The organism is Desulfovibrio diazotrophicus, assembly GCF_902498985.2.
GTDB lineage: Bacteria > Desulfobacterota > Desulfovibrionia > Desulfovibrionales > Desulfovibrionaceae > Desulfovibrio > Desulfovibrio legallii.
The window spans coordinates 628,380-642,541 of record NZ_OX346397.1; the positions used below are offsets into that span (position 1 = coordinate 628,380).

Annotated in this window: 13 protein-coding genes; 6 read left to right on the forward strand and 7 right to left on the reverse strand. The window is 62.9% G+C overall.

What is annotated here, in order from left to right; all coding sequences use genetic code 11:
- Positions 1-9 precede the first annotated feature (9 nt).
- Positions 10-606 carry a BMC-T shell protein gene (locus J7I12_RS02745; protein ID WP_208360594.1) on the reverse strand — a complete coding sequence of 199 codons (597 nt, stop codon included), beginning with the start codon at positions 604-606 and terminating at the stop codon, positions 10-12.
- 385 nt (positions 607-991) lie between these two features.
- Between J7I12_RS02745 and J7I12_RS02750 the strand changes: the two genes are divergently transcribed.
- The 6 genes from J7I12_RS02750 (at position 992) to J7I12_RS02775 (ending at position 5,857) form a co-directional block, all read left to right on the forward strand.
- The gene (locus J7I12_RS02750) at positions 992-1,642 is read left to right on the forward strand and encodes a DMT family transporter (RefSeq protein WP_236031320.1); all 651 of its coding nucleotides are present in this window, start codon (positions 992-994) and stop codon (positions 1,640-1,642) included.
- Positions 1,643-1,649: 7 nt separating this feature from the next.
- Positions 1,650-2,087, forward strand: a complete 438-nt coding sequence (locus tag J7I12_RS02755) for a hypothetical protein (protein WP_498793972.1) — start codon at positions 1,650-1,652, stop codon at positions 2,085-2,087.
- 3 nt (positions 2,088-2,090) lie between these two features.
- Entirely contained in the window at positions 2,091-2,360 is a 270-nt protein-coding gene (locus tag J7I12_RS02760; RefSeq protein WP_118228885.1) for a hypothetical protein, read from the forward strand.
- 152 nt (positions 2,361-2,512) lie between these two features.
- The gene (locus tag J7I12_RS02765; protein ID WP_118228886.1) at positions 2,513-3,415 is read left to right on the forward strand and encodes a MerR family transcriptional regulator; all 903 of its coding nucleotides are present in this window, start codon (positions 2,513-2,515) and stop codon (positions 3,413-3,415) included.
- Positions 3,412-4,395, forward strand: a complete 984-nt coding sequence (locus tag J7I12_RS02770; protein ID WP_236031313.1) for a DUF4037 domain-containing protein — start codon at positions 3,412-3,414, stop codon at positions 4,393-4,395. The genes J7I12_RS02765 and J7I12_RS02770 overlap by 4 nt, the downstream gene beginning before the upstream one ends.
- A 22-nt stretch (positions 4,396-4,417) precedes the next feature.
- Entirely contained in the window at positions 4,418-5,857 is a 1,440-nt protein-coding gene (locus tag J7I12_RS02775) for a DUF4125 family protein (RefSeq protein ID WP_208360592.1), read from the forward strand.
- Between the two features lie 51 nt (positions 5,858-5,908).
- Here J7I12_RS02775 and J7I12_RS02780 read toward each other — a convergent pair whose 3' ends face one another.
- From J7I12_RS02780 to J7I12_RS02805, 6 genes are all read right to left on the reverse strand, one after another.
- Positions 5,909-6,430 (reverse strand): serine/threonine protein kinase, encoded by a 522-nt coding sequence (locus tag J7I12_RS02780; protein WP_118228889.1) that lies wholly within the window; start codon positions 6,428-6,430, stop codon positions 5,909-5,911.
- On the reverse strand, positions 6,412-7,176 hold the full coding sequence (gene queC, locus J7I12_RS02785) for a 7-cyano-7-deazaguanine synthase QueC (RefSeq protein ID WP_130957739.1): 765 nt from the start codon (positions 7,174-7,176) through the stop codon (positions 6,412-6,414). The genes J7I12_RS02780 and queC overlap by 19 nt, the downstream gene beginning before the upstream one ends.
- A gap of 113 nt (positions 7,177-7,289) precedes the next feature.
- Positions 7,290-8,015 (reverse strand): thermonuclease family protein, encoded by a 726-nt coding sequence (locus J7I12_RS02790; protein WP_236031311.1) that lies wholly within the window; start codon positions 8,013-8,015, stop codon positions 7,290-7,292.
- 19 nt (positions 8,016-8,034) lie between these two features.
- On the reverse strand, positions 8,035-9,801 hold the full coding sequence (gene rpoD, locus J7I12_RS02795; protein WP_118228891.1) for an RNA polymerase sigma factor RpoD: 1,767 nt from the start codon (positions 9,799-9,801) through the stop codon (positions 8,035-8,037).
- Entirely contained in the window at positions 9,788-11,515 is a 1,728-nt protein-coding gene (gene dnaG / locus J7I12_RS02800; protein WP_118228892.1) for a DNA primase, read from the reverse strand. The genes rpoD and dnaG overlap by 14 nt, the downstream gene beginning before the upstream one ends.
- 133 nt (positions 11,516-11,648) lie before the next feature.
- Positions 11,649-14,033: an endonuclease MutS2 gene (locus tag J7I12_RS02805; RefSeq protein WP_208360590.1), complete on the reverse strand. Its 2,385-nt coding sequence runs from the start codon at positions 14,031-14,033 to the stop codon at positions 11,649-11,651.
- Positions 14,034-14,162 lie beyond the last annotated feature (129 nt).

Genomic DNA, 14,162 nt, shown 5'->3' on the forward strand with positions numbered 1-14,162 from the left:
GGCCGGGCCTTACGGCAGCACGTACCTTCTGACCAGCTTGACAAGATGCGGGTGGGGAGTAGGGATGACGCAGCGGCTGTATACCTCTGCGCCCATGGCGTGCACGGCGCTGACGCCGGCCGCCACTGCGGCTTCACAGGCGGCCACATCCCCTTGCGTCAAGGCGGAGCAGTAGCCTGAAGCCACGTTTTCGTAGCCGATGAGCTCCACGTCCGCAGCCTTGATCATGGCATCGGCCCCTTCCATCAGAAAGACAATGCCAAAGGTTTCTATCATGCCCAGGGCGCGCAGGCCGGGGTCGTCTTCCGGCACGGCGTCCAGCGCGTGGGCTCTGACAATGCCGCCCACGCCGCGCACGGGGCGGGGCATGACGTTCTGCGCTGTGAGCTTGCCCACAGAGGCAGCTGCTGCGGCTCCGGCGGCCACGGAGGCGCGCACGGCCGCCACGTCGCCCTTGACCATGATGGTCACTAGGGTGGAGCCCACGTTTTCGTAGCCGACCAGTTCCACATCGGCGGCCTTGAGCATGCTGTCCGCACCATAGATAGCGGGAACCATGCCCAATGTTTCAATAAGGCCCAGAGCTTCTTCACCTCTATACTGCATAACGGCTCCGCTGCTGTTATTGTGTTGCGCACTCCTTTCGTAAGGACGAGAGAAGAGCATGATTACGTTGTAACCTTTCCCCTGTGGGGGAAGGTCAAGGGGTTTGGAATCTTTTTTTCAAAAAAAAGTTGTCGGACCCCTGGAGGGAAATTTATGATTGAACAACCAATCAGAAAATGTATACTGAATTCTTTGCAATTTTGCCGCAATCGCCTTTTGTGTTGCTGTATAGAAAGTCATGTCAGGGATCGGGGAATGTAGGGGGAGGATCGATTTTTTTCCCGCAAGGCCATATTTTTACTGCGCACCGCATTGACCTTCCTCCGCGGGGGAACCTTAGACTATCTACAAGTAGCGATATCATCCCTGCATCAAGGAGAGTGCCATGGATCAAGCGGTACACTGCAGCACGGCCACGGCTGGTGCAAACGCCACGGTTTTTGAGGCTAAAAGAAAACTCGCCGGGCAGTTCCGGCGTCGGGGTATGGCGGTAGCCACCATGTCCGGCGTGGCCTACGGCGTGTATACGGCCTTTATGACCCTGGCCATGACTATGGGCGTATGGGCGGTATGGTATGGGGAAAATTCCGGGCTTTCCGATTTTGCCAAAATGTTTTTGCTGGGCGCGTTGGGGGCGGCCACTACAGATACCTGCAGCGCCATCTGGGCGTTGCTCATTGCTGGATTTAAGGGAAAGTTGGGGGATTTTGCCCGCAGCATCACCACTAAGCCCGGCGCGGTGCTTATTGGCGCCGCCGTCATCGGGGGGCCCCTGGCCAGCACCTGCTACGTGCTGGGGCTGCAGAGCGCCGGTTCCATCATCGTGCCCATCAGCGCGCTGTGTCCGGCCATCGGGGCCATTTTGAGCCGTTTTCTGTACAAGCAGCCCCCTGACCCCCCGCATGGTGCTGGGCATTTTCATCTGTTTTGCGGCCAGCGCCATGATCGGCAGCACAGGGCTTGCCGACAACGCGCCCCCCAATCTTTTTCTTGGGCTGATGTTTGGCTTTTTGGCCGCCTTTGGCTGGGGGCTTGAGGGCTGCGTGGGCGGTTACGCCACCTCCATGGTGGACCCGGAAATCGGTATCACCATCCGTCAGGTTACGTCTGGACTGACCAATCTGTTGGTGCTGGTGCCGCTTTTTGCCATGTTCGGCGGGGCCGACGCCTTTACCATGGTGCGCACGGCCTTTACCGACACCCAGGCCATGCCCTGGTTTGCGGTAGCCGGTTTTGGCGCGTATTTCGCCTTTATGCTCTGGTACAAGGGCAACGCCATGTGCGGCACGGCTTTGGGCATGTCCTGCAACGGAGCCTTTTCCTTCTGGGGTCCCTTTTTCTGCTGGCTGGTGCTGGGGCTCTGGTTCGGCATCGACGGCTACGCCCTGGCCCCCATCGCCTGGCTGGCGGCGGTGGTCATGGTGGTGGGCATCTTTACCATCGCGGTAAACCCGGTAGATTTTTTCAAAAGGAAGGGATAGGGTATGAAAAGGCCGCTGAACTTTGCCATCCTTAAATACATGACAACCGTGGAAGAGGCCTGCCCAGAGGATGTATTGGCCGCTCTGGCCGCTGAGTACGGCTCCTTTCGGGCATACAACAAGGCCGATATGCTGACCGCTCTGCTGACGGCCGCCGCTAACGGTCTGCTGGAGGAATCCCGCTTCGATCTGGATGAAGCCGGCGAGCTGCGTCTGTACTTCCGGGCGCACGAGGCCGGGGCCGCCACCATCAACGCCTATATTCCCAACTGATAGGATCAGGACGCTCCGGAGCGCAGCGCTCCGGAGCGTCCCACCCCCGTGAGCCCCAGGGGCACGGGCGCTTGCCGCTCTGCGCACTCCTCCCTTCTTTTCCGCGCGGGGCAAACCCTTCCAATCCCGAAGAAAAGTATTGGGGTGTCGCTATGACCACCAACACGCAAGGCTATACCATCAGCCAGATGAGTTCCATTTCCAAGATTTCTAAAAAAGCCCTGCGGTTTTATGACGATCTTGGACTTATCGCCTCCAAACGCCACGGGGGCAACAACTACCGCTACTATACCCACGACGACCTGCTGGCCGTGCCGCCGCTCAAATACTACAAGCAGATGGGTTTTCATCTGGCGGAAATACGCACCGCTTTTGAAGTGGGCGGCAATACCAGCCTGAGCGCCCTACGCAAACTTTTTCTGAAAAAAATACAGGCCTTGCACCATGAGGAGCGCATCCTGCACCTGCGGCTCACTTCGGTGCACGACTGGCTGGAACTGCTGCACGAAGCGGAAATGGTGCTGGAAAACGACATCCAGACCGTGTCCGTCAAATATCTGCAGCCCGAAAGTGTGCTCTTTCACGACCAGAACTACCGTGAGGACATCAAGTCTTCCATCATCAACATTGATTTCACCAATTATGTTGAATCCATAAAGAACAATATCACCGGCCCGGTCATGATTCTGTTTTCCTCCATGGAGCGCCGCAGGCAGCACCAGGAGCAGCCGGTAAAAATTTTGCAGCGGACGGTTTTTCCCTGCGAAGACGCGCTGACCACCACCTGGGGCGGCTTTCTCGTGCTCAGTTGTTACCACATCGGCGCGCACGACAGCATAAGCGAAACCTACGGAAAAATCGCCCGCTGGGCCAAGGCCAACAACTATGTGCTCGATTCTGGCTGCTGCGAGCGCTACGTTACGGACTACTGGACCACCAACAACGACGCCTTGTTCGTGACGGAGGTGTTGGTGCGGGCGGCGCGGCGCGGCGCGCCGCTGGCCCATGCCGACAGCACGGGGCCGCAGAGGACCTGGCTGGGGCAGGACGCATGAACATGCGGCTTCCATCAGAAGCGGTCGTGCCCGGCGCTGCGAAATCTGGCCAGGACCTGGCCCGCGACTTCTATACGGCCTGCCGTCCATCGCTGATGGCGGACATTCCCGAAATTATGGCCCGCGCCGCTGTGGGATTGGCAGGGGAGGGCTCGGAATGCTTCGGCTGCGACGACGCCCTCTCCCGCGACCACGACTTTGGCCCCGGATTCTGCCTCTGGCTGCCGCAGGCCGAACTGGCGGCGGCCCTGCCGAAGCTGGAAAAGGCCCTGGCCCGGCTGCCCCAAGAGTTCGGCGGCTACGCCAGTCGGCTTGCCCCGCACGCGCGCCAGGGCAGGGTGGGGCCCCTGGCGCTGGAACGGTTTTATGCTTTTTTTACCGGTCTGGAGCAGCCCCCCACCGGCAATTTACAATGGCTGACCATTCCGGAATATCAATTGGCGGCCTGCACCAACGGCGCGGTCTTCGAGGACCAGGCCGGGCTGTTCAGCTTTTGGCGTGCGGCCCTGCTGGCCTATTATCCCGAAGACGTACGGCTGAAAAAGCTTACGGCCCGGTGTATGGTTATGGCCCAGGCCGGGCAGTACAATCTGCCGCGTTGCCTGCGGCGGGGCGACGGCGCGGCGGCCCTGCTGACCCTGGCCCGATTTGCCGAGGCGGCACTTTCCCTGGTCTACCTCTGCAACCGGCGCTACATGCCCTTTTATAAATGGGCGGCTCGGCTGGCGGCCCCACTGCCCGTGCTGGGTGCGTCCGCGGCCGACCTGTTGCGGCGGGTGAGCGCCACGCCCCTGTTGGGGGGTCCGGACCCGGCGGCCATCCTGAACCCGGTAGAGGATTTTTGCGCCCAGACGGCCTCCTGGCTGCGGGGGCAAGGGCTCAGCGACGCACAGGGCGACTGGCTCTGGGCGCACGGGCCGCGCATTCTGCGCCATGTGGCGGATGCAGAGCTGCGGCGCATGGATCTTTTACAGGCCTGACGGCAGGTTGGGGAGAAAAACCATGAACATGGCAGAAGAGACGGCAGTGCGTAAGGAGTGGTCTACAGCTCTGAGCGCGGCCCTTGCCCCCTTGCGCGCAGGACGCCCGGCAGAAAGCGTTGAGCGCCTGCGTGCCCTGCTGGTGCGCCTTACACCCGACGAAGCCGTGCGCGGTCGGGTGCTGGAGGCCTTGGGGCGCGCCTTGTTTGCCGGCGGCGCAGGACAGGCGGCGGAAGCCGCCCTGCGGGAGAGTGTGGACCTGCTGCGTCGCAGCCGGGGCGCGGCTTCGCCCGAGGCCCTGGGCGCGCTCCAGAATCTGGCCCATCTGCTGCTGGAGCAAGGCGACCTGCGGCAAAGCGCAGCTTTGGGACAAGAGGCCGTGCGGCTGTGCGAAGCGGCCGAGGGACCCCGTTCGCCCCGGCTGGCTTCGGCCTTGCTGCACCTTTCCGCAGCCTGTTATCGGCAACGGGATTTTGCCGGGGCCGAGGCTTGCCTCACGCGGGCACGGGATATTTTCAGCGTCCAGTCCCCTCCCAATCCGGAACTGGGGACCTGCCTGAACAATCTGGCCCGGCTGCGCGAGGAGCATGGCGACGCACGGGAAGGCATTGACCTGCACCGGCAAGCCCTGGCCCTGCGGCAGCGCCTGCTGGGCGAATGCCATGAGGACACGGCTTTTTCCCTGGGCAACCTTGGCGTGGCCCTGGCCAGCGACGGCCAATGGGCCGAAGCTGCCGATACCCTGGCGCGGGCGCTGGACTGCTATGGTCGTCTGGGCCGGGCGGATGGGCCAGAGGCGCAAGGCTACCGGCACAATCTGGAGGTATGCCGCCAAGCCTTGGGCGCGACGGAAGCTGCGCCCGCTGCGGCAGGCCCGGAGGGCCAAGAGCCCGATACCGCGCATGCGGCCTTGCTGGATGAGATTGTGGAACGGGAGCTGGCCATGTTTTTGAGTACGCCCAACGAAGGCGGGCCGGCCGTCTGCCAGCAGCGGCCCGAAGGCTTCCGGCTTATGCGGCGCACGACCCTGGCGGTGCTGAGTACGGCCACGCTGGCCGCCTATGCCGCAGATTTACGTCGTGCGGCGGACGCGGGACGCAACCTCATGGTGGAAAAATATGCCCGGATGGACGAGCGTCTGCCGCCCCTGCAGGCGGATCCGCGCATCGACGTTATTACCGCAGCCGAGAGCGCCTTTATGGACGCGGCCGCCACGGCCTGCCCCCATGTGGTCCAACGGGACGCCGGGGGCGGTTTTGCGCGCTATTTGCGCTGCGAGCTGGAAACGCTTTCGCCGGTCACCCTGGCCTGCTATCTGGAGGACGTGACCCGGGCCCAGGAGCAGGGCCGCAACTTGGCTGTGGAGCGCTGCCGCGTATTGGCTCGGCTTTTGGGCAAGCCCGATCTTGAAAGCCTGGAGGCTGCCGCCGCCGGGGCAAAAGCCGCAAGCGTTCCGCACTGATTGCGGGGAGCGGGCTGCTCCCCTTCTCTGACGTCGCTGCGGTTCCTGCGGCTACTCCGCCAGGATTTCATACTGCTCCAGCTTGTCCCACACGGCGCTGATGACCAGGGCCATGACGGCGGCCAGCCGGGCCTGCACCCTGTCGTCCAGGGCCGGGGCCGTACCCCGTGCGGCAGCCAGCGCCGCGGCCAGACTGGTGCAGAACAGCTCCGGGCACTGGGCCTGCCGGCCTTGCGCCAGCAGGGGCATGTAGCGGGCAAAGGGTCCGTCCACAAAATCTTCCAACCGCACGTCGCCCTGGGGCACGTCCAGGGCCAGCAGATTGCCGGTTTCGCGCAGGTAGGCCAGCAGCACACTGTTAGGGGCGTGCTGCATGAGCCCGGCCGTGACCACGGCGTGGATAAAAGCCCGCCATTCGTCACAGAGCAGGGCAGCCCCCGGTTCCCGCAGATACTCTTCCGGCAGCAGGGCCTGTCGGGCCATGCCCAGAATGGCCGGGGCGCGGCTGTTGAGTTCAAAAAGAATGCAGGCCGCTTGCGTGCCCTGGGCGGCGCTCAGACGTTTTTTGCGCATGCTGCGGGTGTTCCTTCCTGTGCCCCTGGCCCTGTGCCGGCCTTGGCGCGCACATAGTTCGTATACCCCGCAGCGCGCAACCGGCAGGCCGGGCAGCTGCCGCAGCCGTAACCCCAGGGGTGACGCTCGCCGCGCGTGCCCAGATAGCAGGTGTGGCTGCGCTCCACGATGAGATCCACCAGCCGTTCGCCGCCCAACTGTTCGGCTAGGGTCCAGGCGTCTTTTTTGCTGCGCCACATGAGGGGCGTGTGCAGCACATAGGCTGTGTCCATGCCCGTATTGACGGCCACCTGCATGGCTTTGATGCTGTCGTCCCTGCAGTCGGGATAGCCGGAGTAGTCGCTCTGGCAGACGCCCAGCACCAGGTGGCGGATATCTCTGGAGTAAGCCCAGGCCGCTGCGTGCAGGATAAAGATGAGGTTGCGCCCCGGCACAAAGGTGTTGGGCAGGCCATCGGGGCCGTGCTCCTCAATGGGGGCGTCAGACGTGAGGGCCGTATTGGCCAGGTCGCGAAAGATATCCAGGCGGAGCAGCGTGTCCGGCCCCAGACGCGCGGCCCACTGCGGGTTGAGGGCGGACAGGCCCTCGCGCAAGGCCTGTCGACAGGAAAGCTCCACGACATGACGCTGGCCGTAGTCAAAGCCCAGGGTCTGCACCCTGCCGAAGCGGCTGAGCGCCCAGGCCAGACAGGTGGCCGAATCCTGTCCGCCGGAAAAGACCACCAGGGCCTGCTGGTCAGCCAGCATATCGGGCAGCATATCGGGCAGCACATCGGGCGCGGGCAGCGTCGCAGGCTGCGGGAGCGCTGCGGGATCGGGGGCCGTTGTTGTGGAAGCAATAGAATTTTTCATAATGTCATTCATGGAACAAGCGGCCAGAAAGGGCAGACCCGCGCCGGGGCGTACCCCGCCATAAACGCGTCCATCAAGTTGCCGAAATAGACCCGGTTACGCGGTTTGATATGTTGCACGGCGGCGCAGTCCGTGGGGAAGAAGCGCAGGGATTCCTTGTTGCCCAGATAGGTGGCCTGGGCCACGGGCAGACTCAACAGCCGCGCCCACAGGCCGCGTTTTTGCGCAATGGCCTCCCGCTGCGCAGCGTGCAGGCGTTCCTGCAGCTGTGGGCTCAGGTCGCGGTGGGGATAAAAAAAGGCCGTCCCCTCGCGCACCAGGATCTCGTTAAGGGACTGACCGTTGGCCAGCAGCACTTCGGCCAGCCAGCGGCCGTGGGGGTCCTTGTGCTTCACGCCGGCCGCCAGCAGGGTCACTGTTTGCCCCCGGACCAGATCCGTGAGCCTGTCACGGGCCTCCCTGGCGTAGTACTGAGGCTTGCCGCCTTTTGAGGCGTACAGCTCTGGGGCGTCCAGGCCCGCCAGGCGCAGCACGCGCCGGTCTGTGAGCTTGAGGGTATCGCCGTCAAAGCAACGGGCCACCGTGGCCTGCGGCTTTGGCAGGGGCTTGTCCGCAGCAATGCAGGGGGCCGCCAGAACCAGGGCGCAGGCCCAGAGCAGAAGCGCAGTCCAGGCCGCAAGGCGACGCGGATTTGTGTCGCAGAGGATGGCGCGGCGCGGGCAAAGGCACGGCACGGCGGGCGCTCCTTTGGCCTCAGTTCTCATAATAGGAGCGCAGGGGCTGGCTGCGCACCGGGTGGCGCAGCTTGCGCAGGGCCTTGGCCTCAATCTGGCGAATGCGTTCGCGGGTCACGTTGAAGAGCTTGCCCACTTCTTCCAGGGTATGGTCGCTCTTTTCAGCGATGCCGAAGCGTTTGCGCAGCACCTGTTCCTCGCGGGGGGTCAGGTCGGCCAGCACGGCGGCCAGCTGTTCGGACAGTTTGGTATTGATGACTTCCTCGGCCGGGGCCACGGCCTTTTTATCCTCAATGAAGTCGCCTAGGCTGGAATCTTCTTCGTCGCCGATGGGCGTTTCCAGCGAAATGGGCTCCTTGGCGATTTTGAGCACTTTTTTGACCTTTTCCACCGGATATTCCATGCGCTCGGCGATTTCTTCCGGCGTGGGGTCACGGCCCAGCTCCTGCACCAAGTAGCGGGAGGTACGGATGAGCTTGTTGATGGTTTCGATCATGTGCACGGGAATGCGGATGGTGCGAGCCTGGTCCGCTATGGCGCGGGTGATGGCCTGGCGGATCCACCAGGTGGCGTAGGTGGAGAATTTGTACCCGCGCTGGTATTCAAACTTGTCCACGGCCTTCATGAGGCCGATGTTGCCCTCCTGGATAAGGTCCAGAAACTGCAGGCCCCGGTTAGTGTATTTTTTGGCGATGGAAACCACCAGGCGCAGGTTGGAGCGGATAAGCTCCTGCTTGGCGCGCATGGCGGCGTTGTTGCCGCGTTTGATGCGCCAGAGCACTTCCTCCAGGTCTGTCACGTTGTGGCAGCATTTTTCCTGCAGGCGCTTGAGGATTTCAATTTTGCCAATGATCATTTCCTTGAAGGAAAAGAGCTCGTCCACGCTGAGCTTGAGTTCGCGGGCGGCGTCCACGGGGTTGACCTCGCGGTTGTCCAGGCCGTCAAACAGGGCCTGGATTTCCGCCTGGGTGCGGCCTGTGGCAAGGATGTAGGCTGAAAGGTCGCGCTGGCAGTTGTGCATCTGGCGCACGTAGTCTTCCACCGTCTCGATAATGCGGTCAATGAGGGTTTTTTCCAGCTTGATGTCGCGCAGACGGGTGACAATTTCTTCCTTGTAGCCGATGATTTCCTTCTGGATGGCCGTCACGCGGCGGTCCATACAAGCGCAGCTGTCCAGTTTTTTGTAGATCTTGCGCTTTTTTTTGTAGGTCTGTTTGATTTCGTCCAACAGCAGGATGACCCGTGAGCGCTGGTTCATCTCGTCTTCACTGGGGTCATCTTCTTCAATAGTTTTAACCACATCCTTGAGTTTGATGCGATTTTGGCGCAGGTCTTCGCCCACGTTGATGAGTTCCTCAACGGCCACGGGCACTTCTACCAGGGCGTAAAGCACGTCCTGTTCGCCCATTTCGATTTTTTTGGCGATAACCACCTCGCCATCGCGGTCCAGCAGGGGTACGGCCCCCATCTCACGCAGGTACATGCGCACGGGGTCTGTGCTGCGCGAGGAATAGTCGGCGGATTCCTCATCTTCGGAAAGGTCCAGAGAGCCTTCGGCTATTTCTTCGTCGTTTTCAGCGGCGGCGGAAATTTTTTTGCCGTCTTTTTCCGTATCCACTATGGCGATTTCCAGCTGCTCAAAAATGCCGATTATTTCTTCAAAATATTCCGGCGTGTTCATTTCCACGGGCAAGGCCTTGTTGACCTCTTCAAAAGTCAGAAAGCCGGCACCTTTGCCTTTGGTAATAAGAGACTGTATTTGCTGGATATCTTTAAGATTGCTCATGGCCTTTCTCCAAAGTTTCCTTAAGTGCGCGAAGGTAAGCCAAATCGGCCGCAAAGTCACCTGTGCCGGTATTGGCCTGCAGGGCCGCCGTCAGGGAAGAGCGCTGGGCTTTGGCATAGTAGTCGTTCATGTAGTGGCGCAGGGCTTCAAGCTCCCTGTCGCCTTGGTCGCGCGGGGCCGCCTCCGGCCCGCAACAGTGGTACAGGAATTGTTTTTCCTTCTGGTCCAGCTGGTAGACAAAGTCCTCCGGCCCGTGGCGTTCGATTTTATCCCACAACTGCCGCCCCAGGGCACTTTGCAGGGCCAGGTCCGCGCCCAGAGCGGCCAGGTCCGTCAGGCGATGAGGATAGCGCAGGGCGTACATGAGAATTTCTCTGTCGCGCATGCTGCGCCGGCTGGGCCCGGAGGCGGCGGCTTCCCGCGCTGCGCCGTCGCGTCGGGGAGGGGCGAGGCCTTCCCGCAGGTCCGCTTCCGAAAGCTGCAGCTGGGCTGCCAGGCGCGAAACGTAGGGGCTGAGCAGTTCCGGCAGGGTCACCTGGCGCAGGAAGTTGCGGGCCCACTCCACGGTTTCGCGCGGGGCCAGGGCTTTGAGCACGTCCACGCAAAAGCGCAGCCCGTCCGGGGCTGCGGCACGCAGTTGCTCAAAAGCCTCTGGGCCAGAGCCGCGCAGCAGGCTGTCGATGTCCTCGCTTTCGGGCAACAGCACCACCTGGCAGGAAAGCCCCCTGGTAAGGAGCATTTCGCAGGAGCGCAGGGCCGCCTTACGCCCGGCGCGGTCGCCGTCAAACAGCAAGGTGATGCGCGAGGTAAAACCCGAAAGACGCTTGATCTGCTCCGGCGTGAGGGCCGTGCCCAGGACGCCCACGGCATTGTCGTAGCCGAACTGGTGCAGGGTCAGCACGTCCATGTAGCCTTCGGTGAGCAGGGCTTCGCCCTTGGTGACGATGCCCCGCCGGGCCTGAGCCAGGCCGTAGAGGTGCTCGCCTTTCTTGTACAGGGGCGTGTCGGCGCTGTTGATGTATTTGGCCTCGTCCGCATCATCAATAATCCGCCCGCCGAAAGCGATGATTTGGTTGGAGAGGTTTTTGATGGGAAAGATGAGCCTGCCCCGGAAGCGGTCGTAGGCCCGCCCTCTGTCCGAGCTGCCCAGCAGACCGGCCTCCACGGCCATGCGGTCGTCAAAACCGGCGCGGCGCAGGACCTCGGCCAGAGATTGCCACTGGCGCGCGGCCCAGCCCAGGCCAAAACGCTCCATAATCTCGGCGCTCAGGCCGCGCCGGGCCACGTAGGCCTGGCAGTCCGCAGCCGTAGGCGCGCGCAGCCCGGCGGCAAAATGCGCCGCCGCCAGCTCGTACATGCGCAGCATCTGCTGCCGCACCGAACGGCGGCGGCGTTCTTCGCCCTGGCGTTTCGGGTCGGCCGGGCCGCGCTCCAGGGCAATGCCCGCCTCGGCCGCCAATTGTTCAAGGGTTTCTTTAAAGTCCAGTCCGTTAATACGGCCGTAAAAATCGAAAACGTCGCCCGAAGCGTGGCAGCCAAAACAGTAGAACAGGCCCTGGTCCTCGTTGACGGAAAACGAAGGCTTGGTTTCCTGATGAAAAGGGCAGGGGGCCATCCAGCGCGGACCGTTGCGCTTCAGCTCCACATAGCGGCGCACCACGTCCACGATATTAAGGCGCTCTTTGATGGCGCGGATGGCGTCTTTGCTTTGCATGACGGCGACGTTCCACCTGGGTTGTTTGAACAGCCTGTGATCGAGAGGCCTGGGGACGGCGGGTTCGGGCGCGGTTGCGCCCTGAACCCGCGCTGACGACTGCGAGGGCGGGCACACCGCCTTCACCAGCGAATTACCGCAGTTGGACAATGGTCATGCCGTCGCCTCCGCGGTCTTCGGGCGCAACGGCAAACCCGGCCACAGCCGGGAACGCACGCAAAAATTCGTGCACCTGACGGCGCAATGCTCCCGTGCCGCGTCCGTGCACCACTTCCACCTCGGCAAAGCCCGCCAGCAGGGCCTTGTCCAGAAAACGCTCCAGCTCGGCCAGGGCCGCATCGGCCCGCTGCCCGCGCACGTCCAGGCTCAGGGAGGCGGGCTCACCGCCGGAAACCGGCGTGCGGCTGACGTTTGCGGCGGGCCTGTCCAGGGCGGGGGCCGGGGCCGTGTCGGGCAGACGCACATCCTTCATGGCGGCCCACAGGCTCACCCCGTTGAGGTCCAGGCGTACCCGCTGGCGGCGCGTGTCCACATCGGTAACCACACCACGCTTGTTGAACACGGCGTGCAGCACCTGCTGCCCCGGCGTGAACGCCTGTGGCACGGGCAGCACCGAGGGTTCCTCCACGGCGGGACGGGCCAGTTCGGCGCGCAGGCGGGACATTTCCTTCAGAGCCTGCTTGTGGGTAGCACGGCCTTCCTTCCAGGCGCGCATGAGCTCACCGGCCTTGGCCCGCACCGCGTCGTGCAGGACGGCACGTTCCCGCTCCTGACGTTCGTGGTCCTGCCGGGCCCGCGCACGGATTTTTTCCTGCTCGGCGCGCAGGGCAACGATTTCGCCTTCGCGCTCTGCCGCCAGAGCGTTGAGCCGGGTCAGCAGGGCCGTAGCGTCCTGGCCGTCCTGCAGCAAATAATGCTCAGCCCGGCGAATGATGCTGTCCGCCAGGCCGTGTTCGCGCGCCACATCCAGGGCCTGACTGGCCCCCACCTGGTCGTAGGCCAGCTTGAACAAAGGCTTTTTGCTCTGCGGGTCAAACAGCATGGACGCGGCCCTGGCCCCTTCGCGGGTCAGGGCGTAGCTTTTGAGCGCGGGAAAATGCGTAGCTGCCAGAACAAAGGTATGTTTGTCCAGCAATTCGTCAAGTACCGCCTGGGCCAGAGCCGCGCCCTGGGCCGGGTCCGTGCCCGCGCCGAATTCGTCCAGCAGCACCAGACCACTGGCGTCCAGATGCTTCCAGGCTTTGGCCAGATGCTCAATCTGCGCCGTGAAGGTGGAAACGTTGTCCGCAAGGCTTTGTTCGTCGCCGATAAAGGCGTCTACCCGGCTGAACCAGGGCAGTTGCGAGCCTTTGCCCACAGGCACGGGCAGACCGCTCAGGGCCATGGCCGCAATAAGCCCCAGGGTCTTGAGGCATACGGTCTTGCCGCCCGCGTTGCCGCCAGTGATGACCAAGGCGCGCTCGCCCGGGCGCAGCACAATATCCAACGGCCGTACGGCCTCGCCGATCTTGCCGCCGCCCCCCTTTCCTCCGCTTTGCCTCACTTCGGCCTGGCGCAGGGCCAGCAGAGGATGGCGGGCTTCCAGCAGCTGAATGCCTTCCTCCACCGGAACCAGGGGCAGGCTGCGGGCCTCAAGGCGCTGCGCCAGCAAACGCTTGGCCTGCAGCAGATCCAGCTGGGCCAGCAGATCCTGGGCGGCGCGCGCGCCCGGCAGCTCGGCCGTCAGCAGGTCGCGCAGATAGGTCAGCACCTTGCGTTCTTCTTCGCGTTCTTCGCGCTTGAGTTCCTGCAGACGGTTGTTGATTTCCACCAGGAACATGGGCTCGAAATAGCAGGTTTCCCCCGTCTGGGACCAGTCGTGGATGATGCCCTGCATGCGGCCCTTGAAGTTGGCCTTGAGGGGCAGCACATAGCGGTCTGAAGAAAGGGTCATGAACTCGTCCTGCAGATAGGCCAGCATGTTGTACTGCAGGGCGTAATCCTTGACCCTGCGCATGCAGTTCTGGTGCAGGCGGCGCAACTCCGTGCGCAGACGGTAGAGCTCCGGCGAACTTTCGTCGCGCAGCAGGCCATCGTCTGAAACGCAGCGCAGCAAGGCGGCAGTAAGCTGCACGGGCAGGGGCGCGGTTTGGGCCAGGGCCAGCAAATGGGGCCAGCGCTCCTGGGCTTCAGGCGTGACAATGGCGGCGTGGGCGTCACGCGCCAGGCGCAGCATCTGGCGCAGGGCCCAGAAGGCGTCCACATCGGGCTGATGGGCGTGAGCTGCAGCCACGCCGTGCAGCAGACCGCTTACGTCGGGAAACGCGCCAAAGCTGAAAACGGCGCCGCCCGGCAAAGGCGTAGCCGCCCAGACCGCAGCTTCCTCATACAGGCGCGCGGCCAAGGTAACCTCTTCTGCCGTGGGCAGGGGAGCTACCTGCAGGGCCCGTTGTCGGCCCACATCGGAAACGCAGTGGGTGGCCAGTTGTTCGGTTATACGAAAAAATTCAAGGGACTGCAGCGTGCGGGCATGGATCATGCGACTGCCTCGAAAAAGAATGACCGGGGTGCACGGGCGCAAGCCCGTGAAAGCGCGTATCCGACTGTGCGAAAAACGGCGGAACGCGCTTGAGGGAGGGCCGCCGCAAAAAAATGGCGCTGAGAGCTC

Coding starts and splice junctions, on each gene's coding strand:
- dnaG (WP_118228892.1), bottom strand. CDS start 11,515: ATGCAAAGCAAAGACGCCATCCGCGCCATCAAAGAGCGCCTTAATATC.
- J7I12_RS02780 (WP_118228889.1), bottom strand. CDS start 6,430: ATGCGCAAAAAACGTCTGAGCGCCGCCCAGGGCACGCAAGCGGCCTGC.
- J7I12_RS02770 (WP_236031313.1), top strand. CDS start 3,412: ATGAACATGCGGCTTCCATCAGAAGCGGTCGTGCCCGGCGCTGCGAAA.
- J7I12_RS02760 (WP_118228885.1), top strand. CDS start 2,091: ATGAAAAGGCCGCTGAACTTTGCCATCCTTAAATACATGACAACCGTG.
- J7I12_RS02745 (WP_208360594.1), bottom strand. CDS start 606: ATGCAGTATAGAGGTGAAGAAGCTCTGGGCCTTATTGAAACATTGGGC.
- J7I12_RS02775 (WP_208360592.1), top strand. CDS start 4,418: ATGAACATGGCAGAAGAGACGGCAGTGCGTAAGGAGTGGTCTACAGCT.
- queC (WP_130957739.1), bottom strand. CDS start 7,176: ATGCTGGCTGACCAGCAGGCCCTGGTGGTCTTTTCCGGCGGACAGGAT.
- J7I12_RS02765 (WP_118228886.1), top strand. CDS start 2,513: ATGACCACCAACACGCAAGGCTATACCATCAGCCAGATGAGTTCCATT.
- J7I12_RS02805 (WP_208360590.1), bottom strand. CDS start 14,033: ATGATCCATGCCCGCACGCTGCAGTCCCTTGAATTTTTTCGTATAACC.
- J7I12_RS02750 (WP_236031320.1), top strand. CDS start 992: ATGGATCAAGCGGTACACTGCAGCACGGCCACGGCTGGTGCAAACGCC.
- rpoD (WP_118228891.1), bottom strand. CDS start 9,801: ATGAGCAATCTTAAAGATATCCAGCAAATACAGTCTCTTATTACCAAA.